Here is a 13,378-nt window from a genome sequence, read left to right on the forward strand (position 1 = left end):
CGGCGCCCCCGCGGCCCTGGGGGGTACGCCCGGGGGGGGGGGGGGGTGGTGGGGGGCGGGCGGGGGGGGCCCCCCGGCCCCCCCCACCTCACCTGAGACGTGAGCCGTTCAACCGCTCCCGACACGAAGATGCCGGGCCTCAGCCGCTTCGGTCGCCCGCCATCTGCTGGACGTGCGTGACATACTCCACAACCGGCGCGTCGAGCGAAAGCTTGGACGGGGGCGGATCGTGCGGTATGCATGGCCCATGACTTCTCGGGGGAAACAACCCATCAGGTATGTGGCAGTTGGCGCGCTCGTCCTCTTCCTAACCGGCTGCACCGACGCCGGCGACGGTGACACTTCATCAGCCAGCAGCACAGCGGACAGCGTCGTGACGAGCACGAACGCCGACGAGGTGGCCACGACGACGGCAGCAGCCACCCCTGAGTCCCGCTACGTCACCGCCCTGCGGACCCTGGCTGGGGCCAAGGGCAAGACGGACGAGGAACTGCTCAAGATCGGCAACGAAATCTGCACTCACCTGGACAACGGCAAGACGATCGAGGACATGGCGCTCGCCGCGCAGAAGATCAAGGACCCCGCAGAGCGTGAGCTAGGCGCAGGCCAGATCGCCGTCGCGATACCGACGCTGTGTCCCCAGCACCTGCCGGACCTCGCCCGCTTCGTCGAGGAACAGAAGGCGCAACAGACCTCCTAAGAGCCGTGGGACCGGGATTGCGGTTGCCTGACAAATAGGTGATCGCCCAGGGGTGATGAGATCATCGAGTGGTTTGCCGTCCCGTCTCATGAAAGGGGTCGCCCTCGTGGCCGATCCGATCCGCAAGTACGTCGCTGAGTTCCTCGCGACCTTCCTCTTCGTCTTCACCATCATCGGCATCATCAACGCCGGAGTCGGCAGCGTCAGCGCGCTCGCCATCGGCTCTGCGCTGATGGTCCTCGTCTATGCCGTCGGTCATATCTCCGGAGGCCACCTCAACCCGGCCGTGTCCCTGGCCGTCTTCATCCGCGGCCGACTCTCCGCCGTTGACCTGGGTGGTTACGTCGTCGCCCAGCTCGTCGGCGGCGCGCTGGCAGCACTCGTGAGCATGGCGATCTGGCCGTCCGCGGCCGAGGGCCTCAACTTTGAGAGCACCTCCAGCGCCTTCCTGATCGAGCTGATCTTCACCTTTATTCTCTGCTTCACCGTCCTCAATGTGGCCACCTCCAAGGACCACCCGGACAACGCCTTCTACGGCCTGGCCATCGGCTTCGCAGTCGTCGTGGGCGTCGCCGCTGGCGGCGGCATCTCCGGCGGTGCGTTCAACCCGGCAGTCGCGCTGGGTCTGGCAGTGGACGGCGTCTTCACCTGGGGAAGCCAGTGGCTGTACTTCGGCGCGGCGCTGCTCGGTGGCGCGCTGGCCGCACTGGCCTTTAACCTGCTCAACCCGCACGACCGCGAGGCTGTCGAGGTCTGAGCCCAGCCCACCTCACCAGGACCGGTGTCGGCAGCTGCTCGCTGCCCGACACCGGTCTTGTTGTCTCCCGGCACAGGCGCACAGACCCCACCGTGCCACGTGCGACCCTTACCCCCATGGACCTACGAGACCTGGCGCCGCCCCTTGGGAGCGGCGTTTTTCCTCCCCCACGTTTCCTTCCCCCGCTCCTGGACAACGGGGTGCGGGGAGCCCGGAGTTGGACAGGTCTGACTTACGCGTTCGTGCCCGGCTACCGACCGCTCACCCTCGACCTGCATCGCCCGATCCACGCCAACGGGCCAGTGCCCCTGGTGATATGGATTCACGGCGGTGGATGGATCGAGGGCGATCGTCGCTACGTCCCGCTGCAGTGGGGTCAGCAGACGCTGTTCGACAAGGTCGTCGCCGCCGGGATGGCAGTAGCCACAGTCGACTACCGGCTTCTCGCCGAGGCGCCGTTTCCGGCGTGCGTCCACGACTGCGCGGCAGCGCTGCGCTACCTACGGCATCACTCCCCCGAGCTCGGCCTGAACCCCGAGCGCGTCGGTGTCTGGGGAGAGTCTGCGGGCGCACAGCTGGCGGCAATGATCGCCTTCCTCGGCAGCCGAAGGTATGTCGAGGCCTCGCTGGTCGGCTCCCTCGGCGTCGGCGCGGGCTCCCTGGGCACCTCCGCGGCCGTCCTGTTCTACGGACCGGACCAGATGGAGACGATCGCTGAAGAGGAGAACGGCCTGCACGGGCTTGGAGCCTTCGACGGCGAACGCGAGCTCGTGCGCCAGATGGCACCGATCGAGCAGGTCCACGGCGATATCCCACCCGTACTCCTCATGCACGGCGACGCCGACGGCGTCGTCGGTGTGGAGCACAGCCGGAGGCTGCACCAGGCCTTGCAGGCAGCCGGCGTCCACGCGACGCTGGAGGTGACGCCGGGCGCCGACCACTGCTTTCTGGGCACCCCCATCGAGCCGCACCTGGACCGCGCCGTCTCGTTCCTGGGGCAGCACCTACTGGCCCGCTGACCGTCCTGCCTGGCAAGCGACGTTCCACATCCTCCAGGGAACACGCAGGACTATCCACAGGCCGCCATGCTCCCCTACCGCGCCGCTCCCCCACCCTTGAGCATGGGCAGATGACGAAGAAGCAGCCTGCGGCACCGACCAACGAGGTCCGCCTGATCGGGCGGGTGAGCGGCGATCCGACCGCTCGAACGCTGCCCAGCGGCGACGAGCTCGTCCACTTTCGCGTGGTCGTGCCACGCCCACCCCGCGCAGGTGACGGAGGGAAACGACAGGTGGACACCATCGACGTCGCGTGCTGGGCAGCTAGGGTGCGGACGAGCGCGAAGAAGCTGCCCGACGGGCAAGGGGTCGAGATCCTCGGCAGCTTGCGGCGACGGTTCTTCGCCTCAGGCGCCACCCGATCCTCGAGGTATGAGGTGGAGGCCACCAGGCTGCGCCGGGTCGGCCTCACCTGAGCGTGGGTAGCCTCGAAGCCATGTTCACCCTCAACGACGGCCGCCACCTTCCGTCCATCGGCTTCGGCACTTATCCGCTTCGCGGACAGGACGGGGTGGGGGCGATCGTCACTGCCTTGGACGCCGGTTACCGCGTGCTCGACACGGCGGTCAACTACGAGAACGAACGAGAGCTGGGTGAGGCTCTCCGGCGCAGCGTCGTCCCCCGCGAGGACGTGTGGATCACCACCAAGATCCCCGGGCGCGCGCACGAGCACAGCCGCGCCGTGGCCGCGGTGGAGGAGTCGCTGCGCGCGTTGGGAGTGGACCACGTCGATCTGGTCCTGGTGCACTGGCCGAACCCATCCGAGGGCAGGTATGTCGAGGCGTTCGACGCGCTCGTGCACTGCCGCGAGCGTGGCCTCACCAGGTCGGTCGGCGTCAGCAACTTCACTGCCAGCCACCTGGACGAGGTGATCGCTGCCACCGGCGTCACGCCGGCTGTGAACCAGATCGAGGTCCACCCGCTTTTCCCGCAGGCCGAGATGGTCGCCTCCAACGCGCAACGGGGAATTTTGACGCAGGGATGGAGCCCTCTGGGCAAGGGCGCGCCACAGTACGACTCCCCCGCCGTCCTCGAGCCGGCGGAGCGTCTCGGGGCCACTCCGGCGCAGGTGATCCTCGCCTGGCACCTCGGCCGGGGCGTGATGCCGCTGCCCAAGTCCGCCACGCCCTCGAGGCAGCGCGAGAATCTTGCGGCGCAGGACCTTGAGCTGCTGCCTAAAGAACTGACCGCGATCACCGCGCTCGGCCGCCCCGATGGTCGCCTCTTCGACGGCGACCCGCTGACCCACGAGGAAAGATGAAAGACTCGAACTAGAGCCGAGCTAGAGCAGAGTTAGAGCACGGCCCGCACCCAGGGCACCTTGCGCAGAGGCAGCACCAGCAGCGTCGTCACCAGACTCACCACCACGATGCGGACCAGCAGCAACGGCCAGCTCGTGACCGGAGGGCCGAGCAACCCGGTGTCCGTCCCGACGATCAGCACGAGGAAGTGCAAGGTGAAGATGCCCATCGTCGCCAGGGCCACCGGCTCGGCATACCTCAGCACGGACGCCGAGGTGAGCACGTCCAGCGCTCCGCCGGGACGGATCATGGTCTGGGCGAGCAGGATGATCAGCACGGACAGCACCGCGACCGTCGGGCTGTAGTAGTGCGCCCCAGACCAAGATTCCAGCCACGCTGCCGCAGGATTCTTCCACTGCCAGGTCAGCAGCGTCATCAGCGAAATGACGACCAGGAGAGTCGGCCACACCCAGCGGCGCGGCAGCACCACACCCCGCAGTGCCCAGCCCATCAGGTAGGCACCCAGGTAAGGCAGCCACCAGGTCCACGCGCTATGAGTCACGCCGATCCGTGCTCCGTCAGTGCCCAGCGGCCACGTGGACAAGATCGGGACGGCATAGGCGATCACCGCCCCGGCGACCCATTCGCGCCGCCCCGCTCGGCCGATCCAGGGCACCAGCACCGGCGTGAGCACGGACAGGCCGAGCACGATCCACAGGAAGTACAGATGTGGCGCCACCTGACCCTGGACGACCTTGGCCAGGCCGTCCCGCCAGCCGTCCAACCAGCCCTCGCGGGTCTGGGCCATGTAGGTCAGATAGACCAGGTGCCACACCACCAGCGCCGGGAGCAGCCGCCACACGCGTTTGCGCAGATAGGGGCCGCTTCCCCGAAACTTCGCCGGATCCAGGGACAGCGCACCGGAGATCATCACGAAGACGGGCACGGCCCAGATGAAGGGCAGGTCGAGCGCACGCGCTACCCAGCCGTCGACGGAGGTCATCGACCGCGCCGACGACGCGGTGGCACCGGCGGAGTGGATCGCGACGACCCCGTAGATCGCGATGATCCGCAACCAGGTCACCCAGGCCAGGGACGCGGTCGACGTCGAGGTCTGTGCACTCACGGCACAACCCTGTCACGCCGGCGACCTACCCTTGCACCATGGCCGCCCTGACACCACGCACCCACCAGACCGACCGCTCCGTCCTGGTGGCCTACGACTTCGGCGCCCACCTGACCCAGTGGCGCGTCGACGGCAAGCCGGTGATCTGGTGCAGCCCCGCGGCCGTGCTCGACGGTTCGTCGGCCATGCGGGGCGGCGTCCCGATCTGCTTCCCGTGGTTCGCGGCAGGCCGCACCGCCGACCGCTCCCCCAGCCACGGGCTCGTACGGACCGCGACGTGGCGATCGGCGGACCCGCGCGACGGCGAGGTGTGGGCCTGGGTGCTCACCTCAGACGACGTCGCAGACGGTCCCATGGCACCGCACGAGACGCCGTTCGAGCTCAGGTATGCCGTGTCCCTCACGGAGGTGGACGAGCCGGCCCTGCACGTAGCCCTGTCGATCAGCAACCCAGGATCGGAGCCACTCGAGGTGGAGGCTGCTCTCCATACCTATCTGGGCGTCTCGGACGTGCGGCAGGTCCAGGTGCTGGGGCTGGAGGAGGCAGGCTATCTGGACAAGGTGACGGGCGGTCGTGCGGTGCAGAGGGGGACCTTGCGGATCGACGGCGAGACCGACCGGGTCTATGACCGGTCAGGAGTGGTCCGAGTGCTGGACTCGGGCGGGGACCGCGAAGTCCACGTCCACCCGGAGGGGGCGACCCAGACCGTGGTCTGGAACCCCGGCGCGGACAAAGCCGCGCATATGGCGGACGTCGGCGACGGCTGGCGTTCCTTCGTCTGCATTGAGACCGCGGCCACTGGTGAGCTCGGGCTCACCATCACCCCAGGGCAGCGCCGTGAGATCGGGTGCGTTCTGCAGGCCAGATCACCGCACGTGTGACACGCTGAACCCCGATGGATGAGACCAGCAGACCCATGGAACCGGACGACCCAAAGGCATATAGCCCAGAGGCGTACGACGGCCCCGGCGTCGACCGCGGCATGCTCATCCTTCAGGGGTTGCGTGGGGCGGCGGCCTGGTCATGGCGGTTCCTGCTGGTCGCTGGTGCGCTCTTCGCCATCTTCTATCTGATCGGCAAGGTCTGGGTAGGGGTCCTTCCGCTCCTGCTGGCGCTGCTGGTCTCCACGGTGCTCTGGCCGATCGTCCGCTGGCTCAAAGCGCATCGCGTGCCGTCCGCGCTCGCCGCCGGCCTGGTCCTGTTGTTCTCCGTCCTGGGACTGCTCGGCATCCTCGCCGCGATCGCGCCCACCGTCGTCGACCAGGGCGAGCTCATCGTCCACCAGGCCGCTGACGGACTCCAACTGTTGACGGACCGGCTCGCCGGTCCGCCCTTCAACGTGCAGAACGATCAGGTCACAGCGTATGTCGACAAGGCGACCGCGTGGCTCCAGGAACAGGCGACGCGTATCGCAGCCGGCGTGCTGACGGGTGTCTCTACGGTTGGCTCGATCCTGGTCACATTCGCGCTGACGGTCGTCCTCACTTTCTTCTTCCTCAAGGACGGGGAGCGGTTCTCGCCCTGGATGCGGCGCTTCGTCGGCCCAACTGCCGGGATGCACTTGACCGAGGCGTCTGCCAGGGTGTGGCGAACGCTCGGTGGCTTCATCAAGGCACAGGCGCTGGTGTCGCTGGTGGACGCGTTCTTCATCGGTCTGGGCCTGTGGTGGCTAAATATCCCGATGGCCTTCGTCCTGGCGCTCATCACCTTTATCGCTGGCTTCATCCCGATCGTCGGCGCCGTGACGGCCGGGTCGCTCGCGATCTTGGTGGCCCTGGTCTCCCTCGGCTGGAACACCGCACTGTGGGTGCTGGTCCTCGTCCTGGTAGTGCAGCAACTCGAAGGCAACGTCCTCTCCCCCGCGATCCAGGGGCGGACGATGGAGTTGCATCCAGCCATCGTCATCCTGGTCGTCGTGGCCGGCGGTGCCCGCTGGGGCATCGTCGGAGCGTTCCTGGCCGTGCCGATGGCCGCGGCCGTCGTCACCGTGATCCGCTATGGAAGCGAGCACCTCGACCTGAGGACCGGCAGAGTTCGGGCCACCGACCTGTCCCAGCGCACCCCGGAGGGTCGCGCTGCAGCCGAGCTTGCCGAGCAGATCGCGCCGGTCTTTCAGCTCCGGGCAAAGCAGGCCTTCGAACAGGCCGAAGGCGAGCGCGGAGAGGCGCGGCAGGTGGTCACCAGTGACAGCCGCTCGGAGCGGACCGGAGCCTTCCGTGACCGTTTCCTGACCCCCCTCCTGCGGCGGGGAGAAGGCCGCGATGTTCCGGTGGCCAACGAAGATGCTAGGGCTGCTGATCTCGCCGAAGTTGACCTCACCGCAGAACCGGACGGCCATCCCCCGGGCACACTTCCCCCACGCGCCTGAGGGCGCTGAGGGGGACATCATCCCAACGCGCCCAGCCCACGCAGAGCGGGCACCTCAGCACAACGCTGAGATGCCCGCTCGGTGCACTGCTGCTGCCGTGTCGGCAGCGTCAGAGGTCAGCGGTCGGTGGCGTCCTTGAACGCGTCCTTACCCTTTTCCACGGACTGCTTCACGTTCGCCTCGGCCTGGTCCATGTGTCCCTCGGCCTCCAGGCTGGCGTTGTCGGTCGCGTCGCCGATGTGCTCCTTGGCCTTGCCCTTCGCCTCTTCGGCAGCGTTCGAGATCTTGTCGCCCATACCCATGGTGTCGCTCCTTCATTGAGGGTTGATGTACCTCTACTCTCGGCGCACCCCCCACGAGTCGCAACTCCAACCGCCCTTCGATGTGCGAAAGTCCTCTCATGAGTGCGGAGACGGGCATCGTCCGGGCAGACCCGAAGGTGGAGCGGACGCGGGCCCACCAACGCGCCTGGGGATGGTACGACTGGGCCAACTCCGCCTATGTCACGACGACCGGCACCGTCCTGATCAGCCCCTATCTGACCGCGCTGGCCAGGGCGGACGCGTGCCCGGACCTGCCGACGGGCGGGGTCTGCACCATCGACCTGTCGGTGCTGGGCGTCCCGATCGCCGTGGGGTCGCTGGCTCCTTACACGATCACCGTCGCTACCCTCGTCTCGGCGATCTTCCTGCTTTTCGTCGGCGCGATCGCCGACCGCCACCCGCGCCCGACCCAGCTGATGGGTGGCCTGGCCTGGGTCGGCGCCGCGGCCGCGTCGGCCATGTTCTTCCTGCAGGGCGACAACTGGGAGCTCGGCGTCCTGCTGGTCGTCATCGCCAACCTCTGTTTGGGCGCTTCGACCGTCGTCTACGACGCGCTCCTGACACGGGTGGCGCATCCCGATGACCGTGACAAGGTGTCTTCCCGTGGCTGGGCTCTGGGTTATCTGGGTGGCGGGATCCTGCTCGCCCTCAACCTGGCCCTGATGCAGCTGCACGAGAGCCTCGGCCTGAGCTACGGGATGGCCATCCGGCTGTCCCTGCTCTCTGCGGGGCTGTGGTGGGCGATCTTCACCCTGATCCCCGTGCTCGGCCTCCGAGCCATCCGTGGCACCACCGCCACCCCGATCGATCGAGGCGAGGGCATCATCGGCGGCAGCTTCACTCAGCTGCGCCACACCCTCGGTGAGCTGCGGAACTACCCTCAGACCCTGACCTTCCTGCTGGCCTACCTGTTTTTCAACGACGGCATCCAGACCGTCATCTCCTCAGCCAGTCTCTACGGCACCGAAGCTCTGGGGTTTGAGACCAGCCAGATGATCATCACGATCCTGCTGGTCCAGTTCGTCGCGTTCGGTGGCGCGCTCGCCTTCGGTGGCCTCGCTTCGAAGTTTGGCGCCAAACGCACGGTGCTGGGAGGCATCGTGATGTGGACCTTCGTCGTCGCGTTTGCCTACTTCGTGCCACGGGGAGCCTTCGTCATCTGGCTCATCTGTGCGGTCTTCATTGGCACCGTGCTGGGTGGCACCCAGGCCCTGTCCCGCTCGCTCTACTCCCAGCTGGTGCCGCGAGGACGCGAGTCGGAATTCTTCAGCTTCTATCAGGCCATGGAGCGAGGCACGAGCTGGTTCGGCACGCTGGCCTTCGGGCTCACCTACCAGTTCACCGGTTCCTACCGTCCGGCGATCCTGGTGACGATCTTCTTCTTCGTCGTCGGTGGCCTGATCCTGACCCGGGTCCGGGTCCGCGAGGGGATCGCGGCGGCGGGCAACGAGCAACCGCGGATCGTCTAGGCGCCCACGCTCGTCGACGTACTGCGAAGGCGATCAAAAAACCGGCCCTGGACCGTGGGGTCCGGGGCCGGTCTGTTGGTATGGCGTGGGCTCAGGCGGTGCGCTTGCGCGACGGCTTCTCGCCGCGCACGGTGCGCAGCAGCCCCAAGCGCTCCTCGAGAAGCTCCTCGAGCTCGTGGATCGAACGACGCTCCAGCAGCATGTCCCAGTGAGTACGGACCGGCTTGGTCGCCTTCAGCTCCGGCTCTGGGCCGTCGACCAGCTTGGCGTCCAAGCCGCAGCGGCACTCCCAGAGCGAGGGGATGTCCGCCTCGACAGAGAAGGGCAACTCGCTGATGTGCCCGTCCGGGCAGACATACTTGGTGATGGTGCGCTCACTGAACGTCACGCCCTCGTCGCTCTCAAACGAAAGCCAGCTCAGGTTGGTGCCGCGGAGGGACCTTTCAGCCATGGGTAAACTCCCCTCGTGTCCAGGACACGGTGAAATCGAAAGACGGTCAGAATGATGTGACTCTTGGTGGACAACGCACCCCAAGGTCACGATGTTCCCGGTTGTGCTATCCCCACTGCTTCCACAGCAGGCCCGCAAAGGCCTCGGCGTCATCGTGGGGTGGACATTTCATGGTAGCGAGGTCTGGCCGGGAGGGCCAGTCGACCGCCCTGGCGCTGGTCAGCGGCTTATTGACCCACGGCGGGCGGTCTGTGGTCGGTGTCCCAGGTGCCCGGCGCCGGCTCCTCGGAAAGGACCTCGCCCTCGATGACCTGACCGCGCCCAGGTGCGTCAGGACGCGTGCCACCCACCGCGCTGCTACCCCTGGTGGCGGCGAGCGCCTTGGCTGCGACGATCGTCTGCAGGAGCCGACGTGCGACCGGGCGGGTAAAGGGTAGGACGAGCAGTAACCCCACAATGTCGGTGAGGAAACCGGGCAGAATCAGCAGGAAGCCACCGAAAGTGACCAGAATCGCGTCGCTGACCTCATCAGTGGGCATCTTCCCCGAGCTGAGTGCGGCCTGGAGCGCGCGGAAGGTCCGCCCTGACTCGCGGCGAGAGAGCCACGCACCCAGCACCGCCATCGCCACCAGGAGCGCGATCGTCCACAGCACGCCGATGCTCTTGCCGACGACGATGAGGACGATGATCTCCAGGATCGGCAGCAGCACAAGTAGGGCCAGCAGCCAGCGGAGCAGATGGCTGCGCCGTCGGGGTGGGCGGGGTCCAGCGGTCATGTGTTCTCCTCCAGGTGGTGCCATCCGGAGGAACGCCGTGACCTGCCCAGACGTTCCCGCAGCGCGCGCGCCCGCCGCTGCACACCCCATACCCCGACCTTGACGGCCGCCTCGCGCACGATGGAGTCGCTCATCTTGGAGACCCCCACCTCGCGCTCGACGAACGCGATGGGGACCTCGACCACGGTCAACCCATGGTCCAGCGCCCTCAGCGTGAGGTCGACCTGGAAACAATAGCCCTGAGAGGCAACCTCATGGGTGTCCATGGCTCGCAGTGCGCTGAGCCGGTAGACCCGGAAGCCGGCGGTCGAGTCACGCACCGGGATGCCGAGCGCATAGCGGGCATAGGTGTTGGCACCGACGGAGAGCAGGCGGCGGTGCAGCGGCCAGTTGCGCACGGAGCCGCCCGGCACCCAGCGCGAGCCGATCACCAGGTCAGCGTCGGCCGCGGCCGCGAGCAGCGACGGCAACTGCTCAGGCTGGTGCGACCCGTCGGCATCGATCTCCACGACGGCGTCATAGCCGCGCTCCTGCGCCCAACGGAAACCGGCCAGGTAGGCCGGCCCCAGTCCTTCCTTGCGTGGACGGTGCAGCACGTGGACGCTGGCGTCGGCTGCGGCCAACCGGTCGGCGAGAGCGCCGGTGCCGTCGGGGCTGTTGTCGTCCAGGACGAGCAGGTCCGCGTCGGGAACGGCAGCGCGGATACGGCTGACGATGAGCGCGAGGCTCTCCACCTCGTTGTAGGTCGGGATGCAGACGCACACCCGCTGCAGGGGGGCTCGTTTCGGCTCGGTCACCGGGCGAGCCTAACCGTGGCGGCGCCTGCCGCAGCCCTTGGCCGACGGGGCAGCAGCCCTAGGAGGACGATGAGCACGGCCGCCAGCGGCACCCACGGACCGGTCCGCACGGCGAGGGTGAGGTCGGTCCGCAGCGGCAACTCCCCCTCCAGCAGCGCCTGGGAGAACAGCTCCGTGCGCTGGTGCACGGTGCCAGCTGGCGTGATCAGGCCGGAGATGCCGACGTTGCTGATGTGCACCACCGAGCGGCCGTATTCGACGGCGCGGACGCGGGAGGCCGCGATGTGCTGGGCGGACTGGTCACCAGGGCCGAACCACGCGTTGCTCGTGGGCACGACCAGGAGGTCTGCTCCCCCGGTCACGACGTCGCGGACGGCCGGGTCGACGACGATCTCGAAGCAGATGCTGAGGCCGAGGTGCACCACCCTTCCGTCCCGCAGCGGCACCGGCATCACGCCCGGACGCGTGCCGGGCACGAAATCGGTGATCCGGTCCACCCACGGCGAAAGGTGTCGCATGATCGACCGCAGCGGCATCACCTCACCGAACGGCGCGAGGTAGATCTTGGTGTAGGTCTGGTCTAGGCCGGTGCCGGGCAGATAGCTCAGCGCCATGTTGTGGGGCGCCTCGCCACCGCGACGAGACACCGCCCCCAGCACCACTGGAGCCCCGATGTCGTCCACGGCGTCCATGATCCGGCCGGTCGCTACGGGGCTGCCGTCCGGCCGGAGCGGGTCCAGGTCGCTGGCGCCTTCGGGCCAGAGCACGAGATCCGGGGACGGCAAGGCGCCGCTGGACAGGTCCGTGGCCAACTCGTGCGTCAGGTCGGTGTAGCGCTGCAGCATGGTGCCCGGCTCGGCGGTCAGCGTGCGCGTGAAGTCCGGCGGGATGTCACCCTGGACCGCCGCGACCGTGACCGGGTCGCCATCGACGGGGCGCGGGATGAGGAGCGGGCCGAGCATGAAGGTGGCGGCAGCGAGGACGGCACCGAAGGCCTGGAGCCGGTGCGTGAGGGGGCTGCCGTGCCCGCGGGCCAGCATCCGCTGAGCCGCCACTGCCAACAGACCTCCGACCAGCGCGACGAGGAAGCCCAGGCCGGGCACCGCCACCAGGCTGACCGCCCCGAGCATGGGCGAGTCGGCCTGGCTGAAGCCCAGCCGGCTCCACGGGAAACCGCCGAACGGGCTGACCGAACGCCCCCATTCCATCAGCACCCAGGCCGCCGCCCCCACGACCGGGCGCACCATGCCGTCTCGTTGCAGCCAGGCGAGCAGCCCGCCGAGGGCAGCGGGGTAGAGCGCTGACGCCACGGTCATCGCGACCCAGGGACCGGTCCCGGCATAGGTGCTAGCCCAGGTGAACATTGGCCCGAACCACATCAGACCGAGCAGCAGTCCGCTGGCCAGGCCGCTCCGGACCGAGGCGCCCGCGGTGGCGACCGCCAGCGCACCGCACCCCACGATCGCCAGCGGCCACACGTCATAGCCGGGGAAGGCCAGCCAGAGCGCGAGGCCACCGAGCGTGGCGAGCAAGAGACGCAGGGGAAGCACGAAGGCAACCCTACGGGCTCCGGGCATAGCCGGACCCCGCCACCTTTGGGGCCGAACCTGTCGCGGCTGGAGGCCACGGCAGGCACGTTGTCTACTCGGTGCGGGGTCCTGACTGCCCCTGGTGACGATCTTCATCGCGGTGTCGGGGACCGTTCGAATGTAGGGTCGGGCTCCTGCGCTGTCAACCGCCCGCTGACCTGCGACGATGCGCAAAGCTGCAGGTCAGGGTCGGTGAGTCCGCGGGCAGCAGGCTTGCGTTCCCCGGCGTGTTTGCACCGACACGCCGAGCCTTGGTGAGGAGGGCGAGCGAACCGATCAGGCTCCCGGTGGGACCACTACGGTGCCACGCGCCCGGGTGGCGACGGTCGGCGGCTCCAGCACCGCAGCGGTCGAGGCCGAGGAACCCTCGGTGCCTTCCTCGCCGCGCGCGACGACCCTCACCTCGAAGTCCATCTCGCGGCTGCGGGAGCCCACCCGCACCAGCGTGGCGGTGATCTCCAGGCAGTCCCCGGCGCGCACCGGCGCCAGGAACTGCACCTCGCTGTAGGACGCGAAGAGCCCCTCGTCACCATCGGTCCGGATGCACAGCTCGGTCGCCACGTCGCCGAACAGAGCCAGGCTGTAGGCGCCGTCGACGAGATTGCCGGCATAGTGCGCATGGGAGTAGGGGACGTAGCGGGCATGGGTAACTCCCATGCCGACGGTGGCGGGGTGGTTGGCGGGCAGGTGATCGCCCGTGGTCGGGGTCGGTCGGTCACTCAT

General features: G+C 68.1%; 15 protein-coding genes. 8 read left to right on the forward strand and 7 right to left on the reverse strand.

Annotated elements, in window-relative coordinates; genetic code table 11:
* Positions 1 to 373 precede the first annotated feature (373 nt).
* From Q4P07_RS00150 to Q4P07_RS00170, 5 genes are all read left to right on the forward strand, one after another.
* On the forward strand, positions 374 to 700 hold the full coding sequence (locus tag Q4P07_RS00150) for a DUF732 domain-containing protein (protein WP_303372855.1): 327 nt from the start codon (positions 374 to 376) through the stop codon (positions 698 to 700).
* 106 nt (positions 701 to 806) lie between these two features.
* A complete protein-coding gene (locus Q4P07_RS00155; protein WP_303372856.1) occupies positions 807 to 1,457 on the forward strand; it encodes an MIP/aquaporin family protein in 651 nt (216 codons plus the stop codon).
* A gap of 116 nt (positions 1,458 to 1,573) precedes the next feature.
* Positions 1,574 to 2,476, forward strand: coding sequence for an alpha/beta hydrolase (locus tag Q4P07_RS00160; protein WP_303372857.1), 903 nt, complete (start codon positions 1,574 to 1,576; stop codon positions 2,474 to 2,476).
* A gap of 110 nt (positions 2,477 to 2,586) precedes the next feature.
* Positions 2,587 to 2,931, forward strand: a complete 345-nt coding sequence (locus Q4P07_RS00165) for a single-stranded DNA-binding protein (protein WP_303372858.1) — start codon at positions 2,587 to 2,589, stop codon at positions 2,929 to 2,931.
* Between the two features lie 20 nt (positions 2,932 to 2,951).
* Positions 2,952 to 3,776: an aldo/keto reductase gene (locus Q4P07_RS00170; protein ID WP_303372859.1), complete on the forward strand. Its 825-nt coding sequence runs from the start codon at positions 2,952 to 2,954 to the stop codon at positions 3,774 to 3,776.
* 32 nt (positions 3,777 to 3,808) lie between these two features.
* Here Q4P07_RS00170 and Q4P07_RS00175 read toward each other — a convergent pair whose 3' ends face one another.
* Positions 3,809 to 4,882 carry an acyltransferase gene (locus Q4P07_RS00175; RefSeq protein ID WP_303372860.1) on the reverse strand — a complete coding sequence of 358 codons (1,074 nt, stop codon included), beginning with the start codon at positions 4,880 to 4,882 and terminating at the stop codon, positions 3,809 to 3,811.
* 38 nt (positions 4,883 to 4,920) lie between these two features.
* On the opposite strand from Q4P07_RS00175, the gene Q4P07_RS00180 reads away from it, so the two are divergent.
* Together Q4P07_RS00180 and Q4P07_RS00185 are read left to right on the forward strand one after the other, a co-directional pair.
* Positions 4,921 to 5,763, forward strand: a complete 843-nt coding sequence (locus tag Q4P07_RS00180; RefSeq protein ID WP_303372861.1) for a D-hexose-6-phosphate mutarotase — start codon at positions 4,921 to 4,923, stop codon at positions 5,761 to 5,763.
* Between the two features lie 14 nt (positions 5,764 to 5,777).
* Positions 5,778 to 7,250 carry an AI-2E family transporter gene (locus Q4P07_RS00185; protein WP_303372862.1) on the forward strand — a complete coding sequence of 491 codons (1,473 nt, stop codon included), beginning with the start codon at positions 5,778 to 5,780 and terminating at the stop codon, positions 7,248 to 7,250.
* Between the two features lie 116 nt (positions 7,251 to 7,366).
* On the opposite strand, the gene Q4P07_RS00190 is transcribed toward Q4P07_RS00185, so the two are convergent.
* Complete coding sequence (locus Q4P07_RS00190) at positions 7,367 to 7,552, reverse strand: CsbD family protein (RefSeq protein WP_303372863.1); 186 nt, start codon at positions 7,550 to 7,552, stop codon at positions 7,367 to 7,369.
* A gap of 98 nt (positions 7,553 to 7,650) precedes the next feature.
* Here Q4P07_RS00190 and Q4P07_RS00195 point away from each other — a divergent pair, with 98 nt between their 5' ends.
* Positions 7,651 to 9,042: an MFS transporter gene (locus Q4P07_RS00195; RefSeq protein ID WP_303372864.1), complete on the forward strand. Its 1,392-nt coding sequence runs from the start codon at positions 7,651 to 7,653 to the stop codon at positions 9,040 to 9,042.
* A 91-nt stretch (positions 9,043 to 9,133) separates the two neighbouring features.
* Here the strand turns inward: Q4P07_RS00195 and Q4P07_RS00200 are convergent, their stop codons facing one another.
* From Q4P07_RS00200 to Q4P07_RS00220, 5 genes are all read right to left on the reverse strand, one after another.
* Positions 9,134 to 9,493, reverse strand: a complete 360-nt coding sequence (locus Q4P07_RS00200; RefSeq protein ID WP_303372865.1) for an RNA polymerase-binding protein RbpA — start codon at positions 9,491 to 9,493, stop codon at positions 9,134 to 9,136.
* 227 nt (positions 9,494 to 9,720) lie between these two features.
* Positions 9,721 to 10,269 carry an FxsA family protein gene (locus Q4P07_RS00205; RefSeq protein WP_303372866.1) on the reverse strand — a complete coding sequence of 183 codons (549 nt, stop codon included), beginning with the start codon at positions 10,267 to 10,269 and terminating at the stop codon, positions 9,721 to 9,723.
* Positions 10,266 to 11,066 carry a polyprenol monophosphomannose synthase gene (locus Q4P07_RS00210; protein ID WP_303372867.1) on the reverse strand — a complete coding sequence of 267 codons (801 nt, stop codon included), beginning with the start codon at positions 11,064 to 11,066 and terminating at the stop codon, positions 10,266 to 10,268. The genes Q4P07_RS00205 and Q4P07_RS00210 overlap by 4 nt, the downstream gene beginning before the upstream one ends.
* Entirely contained in the window at positions 11,063 to 12,616 is a 1,554-nt protein-coding gene (gene lnt, locus Q4P07_RS00215; RefSeq protein WP_303372868.1) for an apolipoprotein N-acyltransferase, read from the reverse strand. Before lnt ends, Q4P07_RS00210 begins: the two co-directional genes overlap by 4 nt.
* A gap of 315 nt (positions 12,617 to 12,931) precedes the next feature.
* Positions 12,932 to 13,378, reverse strand: coding sequence for a hotdog domain-containing protein (locus Q4P07_RS00220; RefSeq protein ID WP_303372869.1), 447 nt, complete (start codon positions 13,376 to 13,378; stop codon positions 12,932 to 12,934).

Origin of the sequence: Ornithinimicrobium sp., assembly GCF_030537745.1 — a bacterium.
GTDB lineage: Bacteria > Actinomycetota > Actinomycetes > Actinomycetales > Dermatophilaceae > Ornithinicoccus.

Excerpts from the sequence above, each read along its gene's own strand:
- Q4P07_RS00160 (WP_303372857.1), top strand. The coding sequence starts at position 1,574 with ATGGACCTACGAGACCTGGCGCCGCCCCTTGGGAGCGGCGTTTTTCCT.
- Q4P07_RS00165 (WP_303372858.1), top strand. The coding sequence starts at position 2,587 with ATGACGAAGAAGCAGCCTGCGGCACCGACCAACGAGGTCCGCCTGATC.
- Q4P07_RS00170 (WP_303372859.1), top strand. The coding sequence starts at position 2,952 with ATGTTCACCCTCAACGACGGCCGCCACCTTCCGTCCATCGGCTTCGGC.
- Q4P07_RS00180 (WP_303372861.1), top strand. The coding sequence starts at position 4,921 with ATGGCCGCCCTGACACCACGCACCCACCAGACCGACCGCTCCGTCCTG.
- Q4P07_RS00185 (WP_303372862.1), top strand. The coding sequence starts at position 5,778 with ATGGATGAGACCAGCAGACCCATGGAACCGGACGACCCAAAGGCATAT.
- Q4P07_RS00190 (WP_303372863.1), bottom strand. The coding sequence starts at position 7,552 with ATGGGTATGGGCGACAAGATCTCGAACGCTGCCGAAGAGGCGAAGGGC.
- Q4P07_RS00195 (WP_303372864.1), top strand. The coding sequence starts at position 7,651 with ATGAGTGCGGAGACGGGCATCGTCCGGGCAGACCCGAAGGTGGAGCGG.
- Q4P07_RS00200 (WP_303372865.1), bottom strand. The coding sequence starts at position 9,493 with ATGGCTGAAAGGTCCCTCCGCGGCACCAACCTGAGCTGGCTTTCGTTT.
- Q4P07_RS00205 (WP_303372866.1), bottom strand. The coding sequence starts at position 10,269 with ATGACCGCTGGACCCCGCCCACCCCGACGGCGCAGCCATCTGCTCCGC.
- Q4P07_RS00220 (WP_303372869.1), bottom strand. The coding sequence starts at position 13,378 with ATGAGTGACCGACCGACCCCGACCACGGGCGATCACCTGCCCGCCAAC.